This is a genomic window from Bacillus sp. FSL K6-0042 (genome assembly GCF_038006685.1).
Taxonomy (GTDB): Bacteria; Bacillota; Bacilli; order Bacillales; family Bacillaceae_G; genus Bacillus_A; species Bacillus_A pseudomycoides.
The window spans coordinates 923,029-944,967 of record NZ_JBBOVS010000001.1; the positions used below are offsets into that span (position 1 = coordinate 923,029).

A 21,939-nucleotide genomic window follows, 5' to 3' on the forward strand; every position below is an offset into this window, starting at 1 on the left:
ACGCTTATCATATCAGCTTATATTCAAAAAAATTTTCAATAAAAAAATACATCACTTTTTATAGAGTGATGTACCAATACAGATATATTTGTATATGTTTAATCGTTATCTTTCTTGTATGTATAGCTCCCACGCCTCATCAAAAATAGACATACTGCCTAGTAATCCACTTAATTCTAAATACGAACTAATTTCATCGTAATCTTCTGATTGCTTCGGAAAACTTAAATCATCGTACATAGCTTCAGCTAAATCTGATATTTCATTTCTGATTAAAGACGCACGATGCTTCATCATATAGTGATAAAATGACTTTTTCAAAAATATTCCCTACCTTTCTAACTTGGATACATTATACAAGGGTAAAAAGAAAAAAACCAGCATAATCGCTGGTTAAAAGTCGAAATAATTTCTCTTTAGGAGACGTGGACGTTCCATTAATTCTTCATATGTCAATTGTTTTGGTAAATCTTTTGTATAAATTAAAAACAACTGATCTTCTATTTCTTTTACAACATGATCAGGCTGATAGTCCATTCCACATGATGAACAAGAAATACATGGTGTCTTTTGAATTTCAATGGCTTTTGTACCATCTGGCAATTCCCAATATACAGTATTCAGACTATCTCTTGCTTCTGTACTGTCACACCACATACAATTCATACTGCGTCACCCTCAGCTTTTTCGCCATCTTCTAACTTCGACATTTGAGCTTGATACTTTTTATCTTTTAACTGATCACGCTTATCTCGTTTATCTTTTAAAGAAGAATGTGTTTCATTTGTTTCATAATCTTTCCGACGATTCATACGTTGTAAATCATCCGGAACAAGATTAAATTTCTTATCACTCATCAATCCTGCTACACCAATATCCGAACGTTTCTCTTCATATGTTGGATAAATCTCTTTAAAGTAACCTTCCGCTCTTCCTGGTACATAGTTTTCTGGTTCTGGATATGTTGTAATAACACCTTCAAAGTTACGAAGAACAACTTTATCTGCGCTTTGTGAAATTAAATAATTTGGCTGAAGCGCAATTTTCCCGCCGCCTCCTGGTGCATCTACAACGAACGTTGGGACCGCATAACCAGACGTATGTCCACGTAACCCTTCAATAATTTCTAATCCTTTTGAAACCGGAGCGCGGAAATGACCGATACCTTCTGATAAATCACATTGATAAATGTAATACGGACGAACACGAATTTTTACTAAATCGTGCATCAGTTTTTTCATAATCGGAACGCTATCATTAATACCTGCTAAAATAACCGCTTGGTTTCCAATTGGAACACCTGCATTTGCAAGCATTTCACATGCTAGTTTAGACTCTTCCGTGATTTCAATGGAAGTGTTAAAGTGTGTATTTAACCACACTGGATGATATTTTTTAATAATATTACATAGATTTTCTGTAATACGTTGCGGGAATACAACTGGCGCTCTCGTTCCGATACGAATAATTTCCACATGCGGAATTGCGCGTAAATTCTTTAATACGTATTCTAAGATTTTATCATTAATAAGAAGACCATCCCCACCAGAAATTAAAACGTCTCGTACTTGTGGCGTTTCACGAATATAAGCAATTGCATCATCTAATTGTTTTTTCGGAACACCCATTCCAATTTGTCCACTAAAACGACGACGTGTACAATAACGACAGTACATAGAACATTGATTTGTTACTAGAAATAAAACGCGGTCTGGATAACGATGTGTTAAACCTGGAACTGGTGAATCCTCATCTTCATGAAGCGGATCTTCTAAATCATACTTTGTTTTATATAATTCTTCCGAAATCGGTACAGATTGCATCCGAATCGGACAGCGTGGATCATCAGGATTCATAAGAGAAGCATAGTACGGTGTAATATTTAACGGAATCGTTTTCGTTGAAATTTTAACACCTTCTTCTTCATCTGGTGTTAAATTAATTACTTTCTTTAAATCATCTAACGTTTTAATCGTATTCGTTAATTGCCAAACCCAATCATTCCATTGCTCTTCTGTAACATCTTTCCATAATTCGATATCTTTCCAGTGACGATTTGGTTTGTATACATCATGTAACATTGCTATTCCCCCTTTTTTTACGCTCACCATTTATATAAGCAATAATTATGCCAACTCTACATTTTCAATAAGTGATGACGAAAAATACCCTATTATATAAGGAAAAATATTTTCTCTTATTTTAAATGGCTCCCTATTCAATACAATATTCATTACTTTCTGTATATGTAAACGCTCTTTTATTGGTGCAAACACACAAAAACCGCCGATTATTCGGCGGTTTTGTCATACTTATTTAATTTATATTGCAATGTTTGCCTTGGAATACCTAGTAATTTAGCAGCTTGCAAAATATTCCCATCTGTTTCCATTAGCGCTTGATCAATTAATTCTTTTTCTGTTTGATGAAGTGCTTCACGTAGCGGAAGGATGCTTTTCTTCTGTTTCTTTGAATCTACTTCTTTTCGAAATGTTCGTGGTAAACAACTAACCGTTAATGAACTTCCTTCTGCAATAATTACAGCATGTTCCACCGTATGTTTTAGCTCTCTTACATTTCCGGGCCAATGATATGCTAACAACCTTTCTTTCGTCTCACCATCTATATGAAGCACCTGTTTTTTATATTCTTTATTATAGTCTCTTAAAAAGTAGGATGCTAACAATAATACATCTTCTTTTCGTTCACGAAGCGGTGGAATATATAAAGAAAATACATTTAAACGATAATATAAATCGGTACGAATTTTATTTTCACGTAAACATACTTCTGGAGGTTGATTCATCGCCGTAATCACGCGAACATCTACTTTTCTCGTCTTACTATCACCGATGCGACGAATTACTCCATCTTCTAATGCACGTAGCATTTTCGCCTGCAGATCAAGAGGCATCGAATTTAATTCATCTAAAAATAATGTCCCTCCATCTGCAAGTTCAAATAGCCCCGCACGTTCAATAGCTCCAGTATAACTCCCTTTAGTTGTCCCAAATAATAGACTTTCTAGTAAGGACTCTGGAAGAGCTGCACAATTCTGGGCAATAAACGGTTTGTTTTTACGGTTTGAAGCCTCATGAATCGCTTGTACAAATAGTTCCTTTCCTGTTCCTGTTTCCCCGTATATTAAAACGTTCGCATTTGTTGGAGCTACCTTTTGCGCCAAATCTTTTGTTTGTTTAAAGCGGGAATCATTCGTCACGATTGTATTAAAAGCAACGTGTTTTTTTGTTATCTTCTTCCTAGAGGATCGTTTCATTTTCGATTGTAAATCAACAATTGTATCCGTTAATTTTTGAATCGTCGAGTAATCTTTTGCGATTTCAACAGCACCTGCAATTTCACCTTCTATAAAAATAGGTAATGTGGTATTTACAGTACAAACATCTTCACCATTTAAATTTTGATAACGCTGCACTTGATGTAAAATCGGCTTTTTTGTATTTAAAACTTTCATAAGTGTACTCGTTTCCCTTGATAAAGATGGGAATGCTTCTAATAAATGCTTACCCAATACATTCTCAATCTTTGATCCGTCATGTTTTGCAGCAACAGTATTATAAAAAATTGTAATACCATTCTCATCCACAGCATGAATCGCTTCATCAATACTGCCCAAAATCGCTTCAATGACTTCTTGTGTCGAAACTGCCAGCAATGTCATTCCCCCCTCTTGCTAAAAATCCAGCAATTTATATGCCGAATTTCCGGCACCCCTGTGCGCGATTATAAGCATTGCGATTCCGTTCTACTTTTCTATTTATCTCATATCATTACTTTCCCGCCAACAAGTAATAAAGTGCAACTCTAATCAGCGGGGGCTTCATCCCCCACTGATGATTAGCCCGCAACAATCCGGTATTCTAAACTTTCAAGTAAAGATCTTACTCCCCATTCATGCGGGATAAATCTTTTACCCATACATTCATATCTTCTAATTTATCAAAAATATAACAATTATTTGCTAGCCTTCCTGTGTATGTATATCCTAGCTGATGAAAAGCTGCATTCATGCCAAACGAAAGCGAACGTGCGATTGTGTAAGAACAAAAGATTGCTCTCTCTTGTAGTTCTTCTTCTAACTTAATGAGTAAACTTTTCATAAATCCATGCTTTCGATATTCAGGTAAAGTTGCACAATTCGTTAATTCTGCGTTACCTTCTTTCACATTCATTTCTGCTGAAGCAGTACTAATAATACGCCCCTCTGATTCATACACATAATAAATCGTATCTTCTTTCATCGTCTGAACAATATAGTCTGCTTCATTTAACGGTGTCGGATAAATTTCAAACACTTTTCCAAATACACTTGCCAATTCTTCTGCGTCTGCCTCTGTCGCTTTTCGTAGTACAAATTTCTCTGGAACTTGTTTCTCCTTTACTTCCTTTTCTCTCACACCATCTATAATGCGGTCCTCATCAATCCACTGGATACTATTTCGTCTTTCATCATCACGATATTTTACGAAAAAGTACGCATCATGTCCTTGAAAATAATGTGGAATCGTCGCTTCTAATAAAAAGCCAAAAGAGAGCCACGTCGAAACATGCTCTCCCTTTCCTTTTATAATGCATTTGGTGAAAGAATGCTTCTCTGCTAACTCTTCTATTTTTCGTATAAGACTTTCTACATTTCCTGTATAATGATCTACCCGAATACGTTTATTAAAATAATCTAGCACTCCTTCTATAGTATAGTAGTTTGTCTGTTCTCTGAATGATTCATAATAGTTCATTTTTTCACCTCACACCAGTCTAGTAATGTACATGCAATAATTTTTGCTGCGGCAATCATTTTATCCACTTCAATGTATTCATTTGGATAGTGGGCTACCTTTGTCTCTCCTGGTCCGAATATAATAGTTGGGATTTCTGCGATTTGTGTAAATAAACCACCATCTGTGCCCCATGGTGATGCTTCTATAATTGGACTTCCCCCTTCAATTTGAGCAAAATTATCTTGAAGCGTTGTAATGAGCGCATGCTCCTCATCTAATTCACCTGGGACCCACCTTGCCCCAAACCATTCTACCTCTACTGGATATTCTTCGAACCATGGATCTACATTCTTTAATTGCCCTATCCAATTTTCAAATTCTTCTTTTACCGCCTCCATAGTCTCATTCGGTGCAACTCCACATCTTCCTTCTAAAATCAACGAATCTGGTACGGAGCTTGGCCAGCTACCACCTTCAATTTTCCCAACATTGATTGGAACAGGGATTGGAATTTCTTTATATAACGGGTCTGTAATCCGTTCATTTCTTTCCTGTTCTAATTGTCTCAAATGTTCAACAACAAACACGCTCTTTTCAATTGCACTTACTCCTTCATAACGAGTCCCGCCATGTGCTGCTTTTCCTTTCACATGCAAGCGAAACCACATTGAACCTTGTTGTTTCGGGAAAAACTTCATATTTGTTGGTTCTGGAATGATAACCCCATCTGCCTTATACCCTCGTAAAATTGCTGCTAAAGTACCTGCTCCACCGCTCTCCTCTTCTATTACACTTTGAAAATAAATATCTCCTTTTAATTCAATACCCAGTTCTACAATCGCTTCGATTGCCAGCATAAGCGCCACATTGCCGCCCTTCATATCGGTTGTTCCACGACCATATATGCGATTCCCTACTTTTTCACCACTATATGGATGGTGTTCCCACTGATTCACATCACCTTCTGGTACAACATCGATATGTCCATTTAAAATCATTGATTTTCCATCGCCGCTTCCTTTTAACGTCGCAACAATATTTGGGCTATCTGAAAAATTCGTTCTTGGAGATACAAAATAAGGATGATCTTTCATTTTTGTAAAAGAAGGCTCCCAAATATCGAGATCTAAACCTAATTCACGTAGTTTTTCAATGACAATTGCTTGCGCGCCGCTCTCATCTCCAGATACACTTTTTTCTTGAATTAATCGTTTTAAGAGCTTTACACTTTCTCCTTCATGACTTTCAATATAATCACACACTTGTTTTTTTAATTGCTCCATATTTGTTAGCTCCTCTCATTCAATCACAAGTAAATTAGAACTCACATGAAAAGATGCCTCCGTATTTCGTTTTACATCCTCTACTGTATAAGGGCTCATTAACTCTTGGAGTATTAAACCTTCAGAAGTAACTTCCATTACAGCCATATCTGTAATAATTAAATCCACGCACCTTTTCGACGTTAATGGAAGCGTACATTCTGAAACAATTTTTGCATTTCCATACTTATCAACGTGATTCATCACAACAACGACCCGCTTTGCTTTTTGCGCTAAATCCATCGCTCCGCCAATACCAGGAACACGCTTCCCGGGAACAATCCAATTTGCTAAATCACCTTTTTCACTTACTTGCAGTGAACCAAGTATTGTTACATCAAGCAACCCTTTTCGAATCATTCCAAATGCCGTGCAACTGTCAAAATAACTTGCTCCTGTAATGAGTGACGTCGGCAATCCGGCCGCATTACACAAGTTTTCATCTTCATTTCCTTTACTTGGCGTTGGGCCCATTCCAACGATACCGTTTTCCGCCTGGAACATAACATCTATATCTTCAGGCAAATGGTTAGGTACAAGAGAAGGGATACCAATCCCTAAATTTACAATCATTCCATTTTGAATTTCTTTCGCAGCACGCCTTGCTATCTTATCTCGTATTTCTACTCCCATACCCATTTCCAATTCACTCCTTCCGACGGCACAATATAATTTACAAAAACACCTGGAACAACAATTTCCTCAGGATCTAAACTTCCAAGCGGTACGATTTCTTCTGCCTCAACAATTGTAATATCTCCAGCCATCGCAACGTGTGGATTCATATTGCGAGCACTTTTATCAAACACAAGATTGCCAAACGGATCCGCCTTCTTCGCATATACAATCGATACCTCTGCAGTTAAAGCCGTTTCCACTAAATATGTTTTCCCGTTCATTTCGACTGTTCGTTTTCCTTCCTCTACAATCGTATCCATACCAACATCGACAAGAATTCCGCCTAATCCCATTCCACCTGCACGAATTCGCTCTGCTAGCGTTCCCTGAGGCGAAAACTCAATCCGTAATCGTCCTTCATTTAACTGTCTTCCTGCATTTGGATTTGAACCAATATGAGAAGTAATTAATGATTTCACTCGCTCATTTGTTACCAGGCGGCCAATTCCTACATCTGGAAATCCCGTATCATTTCCGATTAAATGTAAATTTTTAATTCCTTTTTGTGCAATAGCCTGTATTAATGATGGAGGGGATCCAATTCCGCCAAACCCTCCAAACATTAACGTCATATCATCATGAAACAACGACATAATCTCTTCAATTTCTTTTAATTTACCAAATGTATTTGTAATGGTTGTCATACGATACTGTGCCCTCCTTTTTGCATCATCTCTTCCACACTTTTCGCAAAAATCTCAAGTAACTCATCTAATTCAGAATATGTAGTTGTCATCGGCGGTGCAACAAGCAGCGCACTATCCTCTTTTCCTGCCTGCCCTGATACAGCTTGATATAAAAGAAGTCCGTTTTTCGCCGCGACTGAAATGAGCTCAGACGCTTTTGTAAACGATTGCAATTCTACTCCGATCAGGAGTCCTTTTCCGCGCACATCGGCAATAATTGTCGATTGCTGCTGAACTTTCTGCAATCCTTTTATTAAATATTCTCCTTTTTCAGCTGTTTTTTCAGGTAAGTTATGTTTCTCCATATATTCAATAACCGCTAAAGCTGTCGCGGCTGATAACGGGTTAGCACTTAGCGTATGCCCACTCATAACTGATCGCGATCCTCGTAAAATCGGTTCCATCACACGGTCACTCACAACCGTCGCGGCCATCGGTGTATAACCAGCACCTAGTCCCTTTCCTAACGTCATGATGTCCGGCTCCACGCCCCAGTGTTCCATCGCAAACCATGCCCCTGTACGCCCAAGGCCTGTCATCACCTCATCGGCAATAAATAAAATATCATAATGGCTGCAAATATCTTTAATTACCTTATAATATTCTTTCGGTGGTACAACCGCACCGCCTGCCGCACCAATAATCGGTTCAGCTATAAAAGCCGCAATATGTTCTGCACCAATTCGATCAATTGCTCGTTCTAACTCAGTCGCACAAGAAAGCTGACATGTCGGATATACCTTCTGCACCGGACAACGGAAACAATACGGTGCAGGTACAGTTGGATAATCTTCTAAAATAGACACAAATCGCTGACGACGAAGTGGATGCCCTGACATTGATAAAGCTCCCATCGTAATACCGTGATAACTCATCCAGCGTGACAAAATTTTATGTTTCCCTTGAATACCGCGCTCTTGAAAATGTTGAATCGCAATTTTCATAGCCGTTTCATTCGCTTCTGTACCACTATTCACGAAAAAACTCCAGTTCAAATCTCCTACACTTAAATCACTTAACTTCTTTGCTAACTTCTCAGCTGGCTCACTCGTAAATTGTGAGCGATACACAAAAGCAATCTCCTCTGCCTGCTTTTTAATCACTTCCGCAATCTCCGTTACGCCATGTCCGATACCTGCCGTAATCGCTCCTGACGAACCATCAAAATATTTATTACCATTTTGATCATACAAATACACACCTTTTCCATGTGAAATCATCGGATACGGCTGACCAACAAGTGGCTTAATTAAGTAATCGCGCATAGCGCTCCCCCATTTCTCCAATTTGTATATATATATGAAGAAAATTGACGTTTCTTTCATAAAAAAGAATCCTCTGCAAACGCAGTGAATTTATCAAAAAACTATTATAAAATATACAAATGAGTGCTAAAAATCAAAATGAAAATAAAAATTTAGAAATATAATAAAAGACCAAACCCTTTACCCCTCTTAAAAAAATCCTCCCTCCTATAAAAAATAAGCCTAAAAAACATACTACCTAATTATTTTTTCACCATACCATCAGCTTCGCTCAATTGCTGACATTGTGTAAACTTCGACGAAACTCCCGTCAATTTCCTTCCTATTTATTTTGTTTATCTGTCATATTTTTCAACAAATTTAGACAAATCCTTCAAAAAGAAACCTCCTATGATTACTCAATCATAGGGGGTTTCTTTCATATAATTTATTTTTTAAATTTTCGACATCTACTTATTCCTATTAAAAAACATACTTTTATTGCATTTTACAAAATATTTTTTACTGAGAAAAAACAAATGTGCTAATCCTCTGTACGAGGTTTCTCCTCTTACGTAGCACCTTAATCTATCTAACTCTCCCAGCGATTCAACCCTAAATAACAAGCTCCATACACACCAGCATCATTGTGTAACGCTGCTAGAACAATATTCGTTTTTTTTGATAGCTGTTCATCACCGCGTGTTGAAACCTTTCTTGAATTTGTTTCAAAAATGATTCACCTTGTTCAGCGATCCCACCCCCAATAATAATTAATTCAGGATTAAACATATGTGTAATATTCACTAATCCAGTAATGACATACTGTAAAAACTGTTCATATACATCTTTAGCTAATTGCTCTCCGCTATTTATGCGTTCTATAATTTCTTCCCCTGTTATTGTGTCTATATCTATTCCTTGTAATTGAGATGCTTCTTTATATTGGCGAATAAGTGCAGAAGTCGATGCATATCGTTCGTAACATCCTTTTCCACCGCAACTACATTCTTTTTCATGATATATTGATTATATAAATAATAAGTTAAATCATGATATCATGTTGTCATTACCAGTTGTTATGAAGTATACCATTACAACTTTTTCTTTCGTAATACATTTTCTGAATTTTTTATAAAATTTTCCAAACATTTTTATTCATAGCTTAACAATATAATTCTATTTATTGCGCAATAAAAACCATGAATGGAATTACCTGCAAGAGAAAGATTATTTTTATCAAATTGATTCTTCCCGTAAAAATCTGATCGATGAAGGTTAATTACTAATAAAATTCTCCCTACCTTAAAGTCCGTACAAATGAGAAAGATAGGCATGTGGGATAATTGCCCACAAAAAAATCAATTGGTCTGGCTAAATGAAAGTTTCACTTTATCTCAGAAAAAGGAAAGGAAAAGGAGTGTTCCTATGATTCAACAATTAAAAACATATTACGGTAAAGATATAACGGTTAATGAAACAGTATTGTCTGAGGAGTATAGCTGGTTTTTAGTTGAAGGAAACAAAGTAGGGATTCGCAAATCTCGCTTACACCAAAGGGAACGTCAATTACTTTCATCAATCTTAACGCCCATTCATACTGATACATTTTATGCAACAGAAAAAGAAAAGTCTTGGTATGAAGCGTTATATCAAAATAAAGATATTCCTATCGCATCCGTTCGTTTTTTACATTTTTTCACAAATCACTCTATAGTAGAAAGAGAAGAATTTCAAGATGCTTTACAGTCCATGTTTTCTTTCGCCACTACAACGATATGGGAGACTTCTCAAGCCGGCGTTCTCATCTTAGAAGAAGATATATCGGAATCTATATTACAAACAGCCCTTGATACATTAGAAACAGATTTTTTTATATCTCTATCCTTTTTTATTGGCAGACACTATACCGAAACAAATGGAATTTCTCGTTTGTATCAATGGGAACGAGCATTATTTTCTTTTCTTTCTCCCTATTTATCAAAAAAGATTATACACATTGAACACCTACTCCCTTACCAATTAATGATCTCATTACCAAAAGAAGAAAGAGAAAAATATACAAATCAATTGTTAGCACACATTTCAAATGACAAAGAACTAATCGATAGTGTTAGAGTATTCTTCCAATGTAATTTAAATGTATCACTTGCAGCGAAACAATTATATTTGCATCGCAATACCTTGCAGTATCGAATTGATAGATTCATTGAAAAAACAGGAATTAATATCAAAACATTTGAAGGCGCTGTAGCAGTTTACATGGCATTTCTTTCTTTAGATATCTCGTAAACTTGCATAAAAACCTCTCATTTTTTTGTGCAATCTGCCAATTTACCTATCTTCTAAAAAATCTTATAATTCTATTAATTCAAAGAATAAGGAGTGAGTAATTGTGGCAGAACTCGTATTAGATCATATTTTTAAAGTTTATGATAATAAAACGACTGCTGTTTCTGATTTTAATTTACATATTGAAGATAAAGAGTTTATCGTATTTGTCGGTCCTTCTGGATGTGGAAAATCAACAACTCTACGTATGATTGCGGGTCTAGAAGACATTTCTGATGGTTCATTTTATATTGATGGAGAACGTATGAATGATGTCGCTCCAAAAGATCGCGACATTGCGATGGTATTTCAAAATTACGCACTATACCCACATATGTCTGTTTATGATAATATGGCGTTTGGCTTGAAACTACGCAAATTTCCAAAAGATGAAATTAATCGCCGCGTAACAGAGGCTGCGAAAATCTTAGGACTTGAAGATTACTTAAAACGAAAACCAAAGGCATTATCAGGTGGACAACGCCAACGTGTTGCGCTAGGAAGAGCTATCGTTCGCGACGCAAAAGTGTTTTTAATGGACGAGCCTCTATCCAATTTAGACGCAAAATTACGCGTAAGTATGCGCTCTGAAATCTCTAAACTTCATCGCCGTTTAAACACGACCACTATATATGTGACACATGATCAAACAGAAGCAATGACAATGGCATCACGCCTTGTTGTTATGAAAGATGGTGTCATCCAGCAAGTTGGTACGCCAAAAGAAGTATACGATGCTCCTAAAAACATTTTTGTTGGCGGATTCATTGGTTCTCCAGCTATGAATTTCTTTACCGGAACATTACAAGATAACTATTTTCATATAGAAAATATTCGTTTCAAAGTACCAGATGGCCAACTAAAAGCATTAAAGAAAAAAGAATATAATGGAAAAGAAATCATACTCGGTATTCGTCCTGAAGACATTCATGATGAACCAATTGTTCTTCAATCTTCTCCTGAATCAACTGTCGAAATTACAGTTGATGTCGCTGAATTATTAGGTGCTGAAACGATGATTCATGGAAAACTTGCGAGCCAAAACTTTGTTGCACGAATCAACGCTCGTTCAGAAATTAAAGCTACCGATAAACTTCCGTTAGCTTTTAGTTTAACTAAAGCGCACTTTTTCGATATTGATACAGAACAACGTATACGTAATGAATAGACATACTTGAGTGAATGCCCCCTCTTTAACACTCTTACGAGTCGTTTGAAGAAGGGGCTTCCTGTTTCATAGAGTGTTGCTGCTTGAGGAAGGGGGCTTCTGTTGGAGTACTGTTAAAATAAAAAAGAAAGAACCGATTAACTATATTAACCAGTTCAGCATGACGCTCTTTATCAGTTATTAACGAACCAAACATGCCCCGATGATAATTAGTAAAATAAACAATACAACGATCAACGCAAATCCAGAACCTGTACCGCACCCTCCGCCGCCATAACCATATCCGCAATAACTACTAGGATATCCGTAACCCCACATGATTTGCTCCACTCCCTCCGCTACTTAAAAATTAATTTTCCTTAATAAATTATGTGGGACAACTCCCACTTTGTATGTGCGTTTGCCTATAAATTAAAAAATCCATAACTCCGCTAACGATTTTATAGTTTGCACCAGATCGAGCAACTTGTATATGTATAAAATTTGTGGCATTAAATACAGTTAAACTTTAATCAGTGCGGGTTCCTTCATCCCCCACTGATTATTAGCCCTCACCAATCGGGCTTTTACAGGCAGTTGATCCCCTACCTACCTTCCTTGTTTCTCCCTGAATCTTGAGGTGGGAGTCTTACTGCCCGCCCGTTAATGCGGGATAAACTATCTATTATCCTTTTTATATTTTGAAGCATTTTTTGCATAAGCCCTTTTCCGAGATGCATATAGTTATAGTGATGACAAAGGAGGAATTTTACATGGCTCAATCTGAAATTGAAAAATATGGACAAGAAGCAGCCCTGTATGAACAACTTGCCCGTTACTATCAATATACAAATCCCAAAAAATATATGGAATTATATATGAAATATCATAGTGCGATTACCAAACTTGTACATGTGTATGAAAAACGCGGCTCTCAAGAAGCAACATTGCCATCCTATATGAGAATATTCCACGCATCCCCTCATACACCAGTTATTGATTTTTTAGTTAACGGACAAAAGGTAATTAAAAACATTTCTTTTAAGCAACACAGTCCTTATTTATCCTTAACTCAAGGGCAGTACCGGGTTGATATCGTTCCAGTCGGTAATGAAACACCTATTTTTTCAGCACTTGTTCCCATGATGGGTAACCACTCTTATACACTTGCAGCAATTGGTACCGATACACATATACAATTACAACCAATGCTTGATAATACTCCTTTGCAATCTGGTCAAGCAAAAATAAGATTTTTACATTTTTCCTCTGATACCCCTGCTGTTCATGTATCCATAAAAGGTGGCGACTATTTATTCGAAAATGTCTTATTTAAACAAGTAACAGATTATTTACAGGTAAGCCCTGGAACAGCTGATATTGAAATTTCTCTTGCCGATACAAAAAATATACTTGTAACCATCCCTAATGTAAAAGTAGAACCAAATACAATTTACACATTTGCATTAGTAGGCTATTCTAATCAATCCCCAAAATTAGAAGCCGTGGTTCTTACAAATTAAAAAATCTACACCATTCTCTTGGTGTAGATTTTTTTCTCTTTATTTTTGAAATAAAATATGAAATTCTGTCCATTCTGAATCAGAGCGACACGTAATCGATCCATTATGCTTTTCAACAATTTGTTTACATACAAACAAACCGATGCCAGTTCCTAATTTCTTAGTCGTGACAAATGGTTCAAAAATCGTTTCAATACTTTCTGCCGGAATCATCGGTCCATTATTTTTAATAACAATATGAATCCTTTCTTCCTCTTCACATGTATCGATAATAATTTTACGATCTTCTTTAATCACTTCGAGAGCATCGATTGAGTTCATTAAAATATTTAAAAAAACTTGTCTCACTTCACTACGGTATCCTACAAATGAGATAGGATACGGTAAAATCTTTTCAATTGAAACATTTGCATTAACTAGACTTGGATATAAGAAATGAATAATATCATGAAACAAATCATTTAGCCAAAATCGTTCAGACTCATTCCACATTTCTTTTTTTGAAACAAGTAAAAATTGCGAAATACGAAAGTTTAATTGGTCCAATTCATGTAAAATAATATCTAAATATGATAAATTCGGATGATCTAATTTCAATAATTTCACAAACCCCATAATGGAGGTTAATGGATTTCGAAACTCGTGAACAAAACTAGCTGACATTTGTCCTAAAATCGTCAATCTTTCTTTATGTGTTTCATTTATATATTGCTGTTTTTCTTCTAAATTTCTCGATATAATTTCCGAATATTTTAAAACCGTATAATAAATTAATTTGTCAAAACAAGTATGTATTTTTGTTATAATTGGTTTTAATTCACGAGCTTTAACATCTAATTCGCACATTGCTTCAAATAGTTCATTTCTTCCTACATTCGCGTTATAGACAAAATCTCCAATATTAGCGTCCGCTCCTGCTCGCTCAATTGCAATTTTTTCACATAACGGCTGTAGAGGAGCTACATCCTTATTTTCCATAATAAGTTCAATGATTAACTCTAATAGATCCTCTCCATTCTGAGCTACTTCTTGCTTAAATGGATCTTTCTCGGAAATTATCATTTTGTTTTTCCAGTTCTCTACGAATTGGTGCCCGTTGTTTTGCAAGTGCGAACAAAATACTTCTTTAATATCCTTATCGATTGGAAAAACCCCCATTCCCTCCATTTCCATGCGACGAATACCCTATATATTTTGAATATTAACACAAAAAATACGTTTCGTTAAGAGATTGTTGTCACATTTTGTTAATTTCTGTTGATAAAATTAATTTGAATATGGTATTTGAAATGACTTTTTTTGCATCCTTTTCATTTCTTGCGTACAATAAGATATGAAAGGTGTGAAAAATATGGTAAATAAAAATGTGGAAGATTATCTCCAAGAAGGCATTCATGGCCAAAAGCAAAACAAACCAGAAGAACGCAATATGTACTTAGGCACATTGCGTGAGCGTGTGGAAATCGCTTTAACAATCGGTCAAGTGATGCAAAGCAATGTTTACACAGAAGTAGCTAATAGCATGCGCACTTCTCAATCATTACAACTATATGTAAACGGCAGCATCTCTTACCCACATTTATCAAAATACATTAAATTAGCAAACGAAAAAAATGTACCTTTTACAATCGTTCAAAATAAAGGTACACAAACACCAATTGGTTTAGTTCTTGCGCATAACACAGCGGTAGATAAAGAACAAGTTTATGTTGAAGATACGATTTTTAAACAAGAGATGAAATAATACACGATAATGTGACACCTCCATCACCAATCGGGCTTTTACAGGCAGTTCCTTGCTCCTCTCTGAATCTTGAGATGGGCGTCTTACTGCACGCAAATAGCGAGATAAATAAAAGGTACAGATTAGATAATAAATGTACCTTTTATTTGTATTTATTTTTTTATAAAGATTAGTTTCATCTCTGTCATTTCTTCAATCGCATATTTAATTCCTTCACGACCTGTACCACTTTCTTTGACACCGCATATAGCATGTGATCTACTCGAAAAGTTGAAATGTCTTTAATCATGAAACTGCCCATATAAATCCATTTTGATTTTTCGACATATAAGCCGCGGCTATGAATAACAAAATGGGGGGGCTGCACTCGTTTTCTCTCTTTGTTTTCACTCGGCATGGGGCAGAAAAAGGGTCTAACCGCTTCTATGCATGGCCGGATGCTCTCTCCCACCTAAAAATTAAGTTTTATGTCGGTCTTTTAATTTGTATTTATCTAATTCTAGTTCATCAATTCCACGCATTGCTTTCGTTAAACGTCTAACTTATTTTATCATTTTAACCGAGAAGACCGCCTCCTCTAAACGAAGTGAAGGTGAGGGTAGTTCAATGTAGCATTGTCCCATTACATAAAAAATATTTTCCCTACTAAAAAAAACTCTGCTAAATGCAGAGTTTACGAGCTTACTTGTTCTTGTAATGTTATTGGTTTTTCAGTTTCTGAAATTAAAATGGGAGCTGCTCGCTTTGTTACTTCTATCTGCTTGATATAGTGGCCATCCAATTCCTTAACGCAAAAATTATAATCTTCAATTTCAACAATATCACCTTCTGTAATTTCTAGGTGCTTTGTTAAAATCCATCCACCAATTGTATCAATATCATCATCATCAATAGATAAACCTAACAATACATTTACTTCGCTAACAAGTACTTTTCCTTCTAAAATTGTCTTTGTTTCACTTATGTGTTGGATTTCCGGTTTCTCATCTATATCAAATTCATCTTGAATATCGCCAACAATTTCTTCTAATATATCTTCAACTGTTACAAGACCTGCTGTTCCACCATATTCATCAATTAATATAGCGATATGTGTACGCTCTCGTTGCATTTTTAAAAACAAATCATGAATTGCAATCGATTCAATGACAAGTATAATGGGACGAATATACTGCTGCACCGTTTCTTTGCTAAAGGCACCATGTTTCACAAAATCTGTGAAAATATCTTTAAAGTTTACAAAACCGATAACATGATCCTTATCCCCATCAACAACTGGGTATCTTGTATATTTCTCATTGGACATTTTTTGCAATGCTTCTTTAACAGAAGTATCTTTATCTAAAATGTTCATCTCTGTCCGTGGGACCATAATTTCTTTTGCAATACGATCATCAAATTCAAAGATTTTATTTACATATTTAAATTCAGATTGATTAATTTCACCATTTTTATAACTTTCTGACACTAACAACCGTAATTCTTCTTCCGAATGGACTTCCTCGTGCTCTTTCGCAGTTTGTAAACCAAACATTCTTGTTACATATCGAGCAGATCCATTTAAAAGCCATATAAACGGAAAAGTAATTCGATAAAAGAAAATAAGCGGTTTAGCAACGAGTAAACTCACTTGTTCTGCCTTTTGAATCGCCAATGTTTTTGGTGCTAATTCTCCCACAACAACATGGAAAAAAGTAATGAACATAAACACTAGAATCACAGCCAAAATATCAGCAACCTGGGGAGACACTTCCCATCTTGCGAAAAGCGAATCAAACATGTGCTTTATCGCTGGCTTTCCTAACCATCCGAGTCCAAGAGCTGTAACTGTAATTCCTAATTGACAAGCTGATAAATACTCGTCTAAGTTTGTAATGACTGTTTTCACAGGAATTGCACGTTTATTTCCCTCTGCAATTAAAAAATCGATGCGTGAACTTCTTACTTTCACAATTGCAAACTCGGCCGCAACGAAAAATGCAGTTAAGGCAATTAAAACAATCACCATACTTATACTATATATGTCCAAATACGTTTCCTTACTTACGCTGTAAGCAAGGAAGCCACCTCCTAATTAATTTATTCAAGCGAAAAAGACTTTTCTTATCATCTTACAAGTTTCTACATTCGCCATCACCTTTTTATACATTATATGCATACATAAAGAGGATATTTATATTTATGATAATCTAAATATCTTCTTTCAGTCAAACTAGAATAATTGAAAAAAATAGACATTTTCCTCTCTTTTTAGAAGAATCTATATGCTCAAAAACTAATTCTCGTGAAAAAACACTTTCTTTGCCGATTCCTCACTTCTTTTGTCACCCATGCAGGGAAGAAGCTTAATACCTCGAAATAATTCAACAGGATATATATAGGAGGGATTTACCTTGGAATATAAAACACCCATTATTGCGAAAAAGTTAGGTGTTAGCCCAAAGGCAGTAGTTCGGATTGCACAACAATTGAATCTCAATATAGAAAAAAACAAATACGGTCATTTCATTTTCACTCAAGACGACTTAGATAAAATGTTAGAATATCATCGTTCTCATATAGAACAAACCTTATCTCCAGCTATAATTTCACAAGTAGAACCATCAACTGATTTTGAACAATTTGTTACACAATTAAATACAATTACACACCGTTTAAATCGTATAGAGGAAAAAATGCAAGATAAAGCAGATGATGTCGTCAATTACCAATTGCTACAACATCGCAGAGAAATGGAAGAAATGATGGATAGAATTCAAAAATTAGAAGCTGCTCTTGAGAAAAAAGAACCAATTTACATCACACCTGATATCACGCCAACATATGAACGAGAAGAAAAACCGAAACGTCGTAAAATGATTTTAAGTATATTCGGATTTTAGTTCTTTTCCAATCGTTTGTTCGCGTATGATAATTGACTCCCCCCTAGTCAATTATCATACGCTTTTTTATTTATATAAAAAGGATGTCTCATTATAAAATGTACCCTATGGAATAGACACTTAAAAAAAGTCTATTCCATAGGGTATTTCTTGTATAATAAGAAAAAAATAGAATCGGAGAAAATTCAAAATGACAAAAAAGTTATTTACAGAAAAAGAAATGCAAGTTCTATCAAGTAACCCATATGTGAAATCTGTAAGTGAGAAAGGGCTCACCTATACAGATGAATTTAAACGTATTTTTATTGAGGAAGATGAAAAAGGAAAACTACCCCGAGTTATTTTTGAAGAATGTGGGTTTGATATAGATGTGATTGGAATACAGCGTGTTGTGTCATCAGGAAATAGATGGCGTGCCTCGTATAAAGAAAATGGCGTATTTGGTTTAAGGGATACACGTAAAGAAAACTCTGGAAGAAAGTTAGAAAGAGAACTTACATTAGAAGAAAAGTATGCACGCTTGGAAGCTGAACGAAACTTACTAAAGGCCGAAAATGAGCTGTTAAAAAAGATCAAACTTATGGAAGGGAGGATGGGAAAGAAATAACGTTACCACCTAGTCAGAAATATATCTTGATTCGTTCTGTCATCATAAAATACAACTTAAGAAATATGGTGAGTCACTTGTGTAAAGTAACTGGTGTATCCCGTTCGGGATACTATAATTATTTTTCCGTTTCATCTCAAGAACAGCGGAAACAAAAGAGCGATCAAGATGAAATCGTGAAAGAAATCATACTGAAAGCACTTCGATTTAGAAATCGAAAGAAAGGGTCTCGTCAAATAAAGATGACATTGGCGGGTCATTTTCAAGTTGTCTACAATTTAAAGCGTATCCGTAGAATCATGAAGAAATATGAGATTGTCTGTCCGATTCGTAAAGCGAACCCTTATAAAAGAATGCTGAAAAAGACAAAAGAACATCGAGTAGTACCAAATCGATTAAATCGAGAATTCAAACAAAATATCCCAGGAAAAACGCTTCTTACAGATATCACTTATTTAGTCTACGGTAAGAATAAAAGGGCTTATTTGTCTACAATTTTAGATGGCTCAACCAATGAGATTTTAGCTTACCATGTTTCAGAACAGATGACATTAGACCTCGTAACGACAACTCTTCATAAACTAAAAAGGAATAAGAGGATTCGATTGACTGAAGGTGCATATATTCATTCAGATCAAGGAGCCCACTATACAAGCCCTACCTATCAAAAATTAGTCAAAAAGCTAAAGCTCGGACAATCCATGTCAAGAAGAGGAAACTGTTGGGATAACGCCCCACAAGAATCGTTTTTTGGTCATCTGAAAGATGAGGCACATATAGAAACTCGCGAGTCTTTTACTGAGTTGGAACAAGAGATTAAGAAATATATGACGTACTATAATCACTATAGATATCAATGGAATTTAAAAAAGATGACTCCTGTTGAATACAGAAATCATCTTCTTGATGTTGCCTAACTTTTTTTAAAATGTCCTTTACAAAGGGTACAGATTATTACAAGACATCCTTTTTGTTACGATAACATCATATTCATATCTTCTGCTGCAGTTGTAATAAGTTTTAAACCAAATGTTTCTTGTAATACATCAAGCACACCAGGTGAAATAAATTCAGGGGCCTTTGGACCGATACGAATATCTTGAATCCCAAGACTAAATAGCCCAAGTAAAATGGCAACCGCTTTTTGTTCAAACCAAGATAGGACAATACTAACTGGCAATTCGTTCACTTCACATTGAAAAGCATCTGCTAAAGCTGCCGCTATTTTTATTGTAGAAATTGAATTATTACATTGCCCTAAGTCAATGTAACGTGGAATTTCCGTACCGGGTACAACACCATAATTCACATCATTAAAGCGGAATTTCCCACAAGAAGTTGTTAAAATAACCGTTTCTTGCGGAAGTGACGTTGCTAATTCACGATAGTATTCTCCGCCTTTTCCTGGGGCATCACAACCTGCGATGACAAAGAAGCGCTTAATTTCCCCTCCCTTTACTGCCTCAATAATTTCTGGAGCTAATGATAATACTGTGTTATGATGAAAACCTGTTACTAACTGTTCATCCGACTCCATATGTACCTCGGGAAGTTCTAGCGCTTTTTTAATCAATGGTGCAAAATCATCATTTTCAATTTTCCGTACACCCTCCAGGCCGGCAATATCATATGAAAAGAAGCGATCAGAGTATGATCCTTTAATTGGCATAACACAGTTCGTTGTAGCCAATATCGCACCGGTAAACTTTTCAAAAAGACGTCGTTGATCATACCATGCCTTACCAATGTTTCCTTTTAAATGTTTATATTTTTTCAGCTGTGGATATCCGTGCGCTGGTAGCATTTCAGAATGCGTATAAATATTAATTTCTTTGCCTTCTGTTTGCTTTAATAATTCCTCTAATGCAAATAAATTATGACCAGTAACAACAATTGCCTTACCTTCTACATGATTTTGTGTAATTTGAACAGGCTCTGGAACACCAAAATGATTCGTATGTGCCTCATCTAACAACTCCATCACCCGTAAAGCTGATTTCCCAACTTTCATAGCCATATCAATATGTTCTTGTTCATTAAAGTTAGAATTTGTTAATGTCATATATAACGCTTCTTGAGTTGTAGCATCTACAAATGGATCTGTATACCCATGCTGCGCAGCATGGGTACGATAAGCAGCAATTCCTTTTAACCCAAACACAATCGTATCTTGTAAACTTGCAATTGTTTCATTCTTACCGCAAACACCCATTACTTTACATCCGCCTGTTGGCGTTTGTTCACATTGATAGCAAAACATATCATCACACCCTTTCCCAATCATTCATTACAAACTAAGCGTAATATACATTGAGAAAAAGGGATGTGATATCAATCACAATAATTTATAAAAATTTGTGACACTTCATCTTGTTAACATAATATTTTTACTGTTCTCTTTGATTAGTGCCTGCGCATGAGCATTTCCTTGAATAATATCCCGAAATTCTTTTAAGGAATACAAATGTGTTAATCCTTTCCGAGCATGAATGCGAACAGGTACCCCTTGCAATGTATCATGAAAATAAAACGGATCATCAATTGGTTCAATTGGAAAACCAAGTGTAAGTAAATACATATACATTCTTTTTGTAACAACAGCAATATACCACTCAGCTTTCATTTCTAAAGCATGAATAAATAAAATAGCTGTTAACCTTTTGAAATGTCCTCTCCCGCGCGATGTTTTCGTAATACTTAACTTTCCTATTTCATAAACATTCTTTAAACCTTTCACTAACTCATTTTCAGAAAACGGATAGAAAAACTCAGAATTAGATTGTTCAGGTGTCGTATATCGAATACACTCTACTGTACCAATAGAATGTCCTCCTTCTATTAATAAAAATCGTGATGGATTTAAATTACGCTCTACAAACATTAAATCTCTCTCTTCACAAAAATCTCCCCACAGTTGCTCGAACCAAAAATGTTCTTCCTTTGTTTGAACACGCTGGAACATATTTCCCCGCCTTTCCCATCGCCGTCCTATATTTTGATAACGCTTTCACCATCTATCATATAAGAACAAATCTC

The 21,939-nt window shown here is 35.7% G+C and carries 20 protein-coding genes and 2 pseudogenes; 6 read left to right on the plus strand and 16 right to left on the minus strand.

The features are described 5' to 3' along the window. Positions 1-105 precede the first annotated feature (105 nt). From MHH45_RS04870 to MHH45_RS04915, 10 genes and pseudogenes are all read right to left on the minus strand, one after another. Positions 106-321 (minus strand): YozE family protein, encoded by a 216-nt coding sequence (locus tag MHH45_RS04870; protein WP_016114752.1) that lies wholly within the window; start codon positions 319-321, stop codon positions 106-108. Positions 322-393: 72 nt separating this feature from the next. Beyond that, the gene (locus tag MHH45_RS04875; RefSeq protein WP_016114751.1) at positions 394-666 is read right to left on the minus strand and encodes a YokU family protein; all 273 of its coding nucleotides are present in this window, start codon (positions 664-666) and stop codon (positions 394-396) included. Then, a complete protein-coding gene (ablA, locus tag MHH45_RS04880; RefSeq protein WP_016114750.1) occupies positions 663-2,081 on the minus strand; it encodes a lysine 2,3-aminomutase in 1,419 nt (472 codons plus the stop codon). Before ablA ends, MHH45_RS04875 begins: the two co-directional genes overlap by 4 nt. Before the next feature lie 209 nt (positions 2,082-2,290). After that, complete coding sequence (locus MHH45_RS04885) at positions 2,291-3,682, minus strand: sigma-54 interaction domain-containing protein (RefSeq protein ID WP_016114748.1); 1,392 nt, start codon at positions 3,680-3,682, stop codon at positions 2,291-2,293. A 220-nt stretch (positions 3,683-3,902) separates the two neighbouring features. Continuing rightward, positions 3,903-4,757 (minus strand): putative beta-lysine N-acetyltransferase, encoded by an 855-nt coding sequence (ablB, locus tag MHH45_RS04890; protein ID WP_077294324.1) that lies wholly within the window; start codon positions 4,755-4,757, stop codon positions 3,903-3,905. Then, positions 4,754-6,022, minus strand: coding sequence for a peptidase (locus MHH45_RS04895; protein ID WP_016114746.1), 1,269 nt, complete (start codon positions 6,020-6,022; stop codon positions 4,754-4,756). Before MHH45_RS04895 ends, ablB begins: the two co-directional genes overlap by 4 nt. Positions 6,023-6,037: 15 nt before the next feature. Further along, entirely contained in the window at positions 6,038-6,700 is a 663-nt protein-coding gene (locus MHH45_RS04900) for a CoA transferase subunit B (protein ID WP_016114745.1), read from the minus strand. Beyond that, positions 6,685-7,383, minus strand: a complete 699-nt coding sequence (atoD, locus tag MHH45_RS04905; RefSeq protein ID WP_016114744.1) for an acetate CoA-transferase subunit alpha — start codon at positions 7,381-7,383, stop codon at positions 6,685-6,687. The genes MHH45_RS04900 and atoD overlap by 16 nt, the downstream gene beginning before the upstream one ends. Next, positions 7,380-8,690, minus strand: coding sequence for an aspartate aminotransferase family protein (locus tag MHH45_RS04910; protein WP_016114743.1), 1,311 nt, complete (start codon positions 8,688-8,690; stop codon positions 7,380-7,382). The genes atoD and MHH45_RS04910 overlap by 4 nt, the downstream gene beginning before the upstream one ends. A gap of 571 nt (positions 8,691-9,261) precedes the next feature. Beyond that, a pseudogene (locus MHH45_RS04915) lies at positions 9,262-9,680 on the minus strand (ROK family protein); the annotation flags it as partial. A 417-nt stretch (positions 9,681-10,097) separates the two neighbouring features. Between MHH45_RS04915 and MHH45_RS04920 the strand changes: the two are divergent. Then, the gene (locus tag MHH45_RS04920; RefSeq protein ID WP_016114742.1) at positions 10,098-10,961 is read left to right on the plus strand and encodes a PucR family transcriptional regulator; all 864 of its coding nucleotides are present in this window, start codon (positions 10,098-10,100) and stop codon (positions 10,959-10,961) included. Positions 10,962-11,064: 103 nt separating this feature from the next. After that, positions 11,065-12,168 (plus strand): ABC transporter ATP-binding protein, encoded by a 1,104-nt coding sequence (locus tag MHH45_RS04925; protein ID WP_088094295.1) that lies wholly within the window; start codon positions 11,065-11,067, stop codon positions 12,166-12,168. A gap of 180 nt (positions 12,169-12,348) precedes the next feature. On the opposite strand, the gene MHH45_RS04930 is transcribed toward MHH45_RS04925, so the two are convergent. Beyond that, positions 12,349-12,486: a YjcZ family sporulation protein gene (locus MHH45_RS04930; RefSeq protein ID WP_016114740.1), complete on the minus strand. Its 138-nt coding sequence runs from the start codon at positions 12,484-12,486 to the stop codon at positions 12,349-12,351. Positions 12,487-12,920: 434 nt separating this feature from the next. Between MHH45_RS04930 and MHH45_RS04935 the strand changes: the two genes are divergently transcribed. After that, complete coding sequence (locus MHH45_RS04935) at positions 12,921-13,670, plus strand: DUF4397 domain-containing protein (protein ID WP_016114739.1); 750 nt, start codon at positions 12,921-12,923, stop codon at positions 13,668-13,670. A 39-nt stretch (positions 13,671-13,709) separates the two neighbouring features. On the opposite strand, the gene MHH45_RS04940 is transcribed toward MHH45_RS04935, so the two are convergent. Further along, positions 13,710-14,843, minus strand: coding sequence for a BA2291 family sporulation histidine kinase (locus MHH45_RS04940; RefSeq protein WP_088094296.1), 1,134 nt, complete (start codon positions 14,841-14,843; stop codon positions 13,710-13,712). Positions 14,844-15,021: 178 nt separating this feature from the next. Here MHH45_RS04940 and MHH45_RS04945 point away from each other — a divergent pair, with 178 nt between their 5' ends. Then, complete coding sequence (locus MHH45_RS04945) at positions 15,022-15,414, plus strand: YueI family protein (protein ID WP_016132763.1); 393 nt, start codon at positions 15,022-15,024, stop codon at positions 15,412-15,414. Between the two features lie 152 nt (positions 15,415-15,566). On the opposite strand, the pseudogene MHH45_RS04950 reads toward MHH45_RS04945, so the two are convergent. Both MHH45_RS04950 and MHH45_RS04955 read right to left on the minus strand, forming a co-directional pair. Further along, positions 15,567-15,715, minus strand: a pseudogene (locus tag MHH45_RS04950) (aldehyde dehydrogenase family protein); the annotation flags it as partial. A 372-nt stretch (positions 15,716-16,087) separates the two neighbouring features. Further along, positions 16,088-17,422 (minus strand): hemolysin family protein, encoded by a 1,335-nt coding sequence (locus MHH45_RS04955; protein WP_033671141.1) that lies wholly within the window; start codon positions 17,420-17,422, stop codon positions 16,088-16,090. Between the two features lie 385 nt (positions 17,423-17,807). Here MHH45_RS04955 and MHH45_RS04960 point away from each other — a divergent pair, with 385 nt between their 5' ends. Both MHH45_RS04960 and MHH45_RS04965 read left to right on the plus strand, forming a co-directional pair. Further along, on the plus strand, positions 17,808-18,296 hold the full coding sequence (locus tag MHH45_RS04960; protein WP_016114735.1) for a polar chromosome segregation protein: 489 nt from the start codon (positions 17,808-17,810) through the stop codon (positions 18,294-18,296). A gap of 190 nt (positions 18,297-18,486) precedes the next feature. Then, positions 18,487-19,820, plus strand: a protein-coding gene (locus MHH45_RS04965) for an IS3 family transposase (RefSeq protein ID WP_340862021.1) whose coding sequence is annotated in 2 segments (ribosomal slippage) — positions 18,487-18,871 and positions 18,871-19,820 — 1,335 coding nt in all. Because the reading frame shifts where the segments join, the coding sequence is not laid out codon by codon here. Positions 19,821-19,876: 56 nt separating this feature from the next. Here the strand turns inward: MHH45_RS04965 and hcp are convergent. Beyond that, entirely contained in the window at positions 19,877-21,163 is a 1,287-nt protein-coding gene (gene hcp / locus MHH45_RS04970) for a hydroxylamine reductase (protein ID WP_088093905.1), read from the minus strand. Positions 21,164-21,268: 105 nt separating this feature from the next. After that, on the minus strand, positions 21,269-21,865 hold the full coding sequence (locus MHH45_RS04975) for a hypothetical protein (RefSeq protein WP_016114733.1): 597 nt from the start codon (positions 21,863-21,865) through the stop codon (positions 21,269-21,271). Positions 21,866-21,939 lie beyond the last annotated feature (74 nt).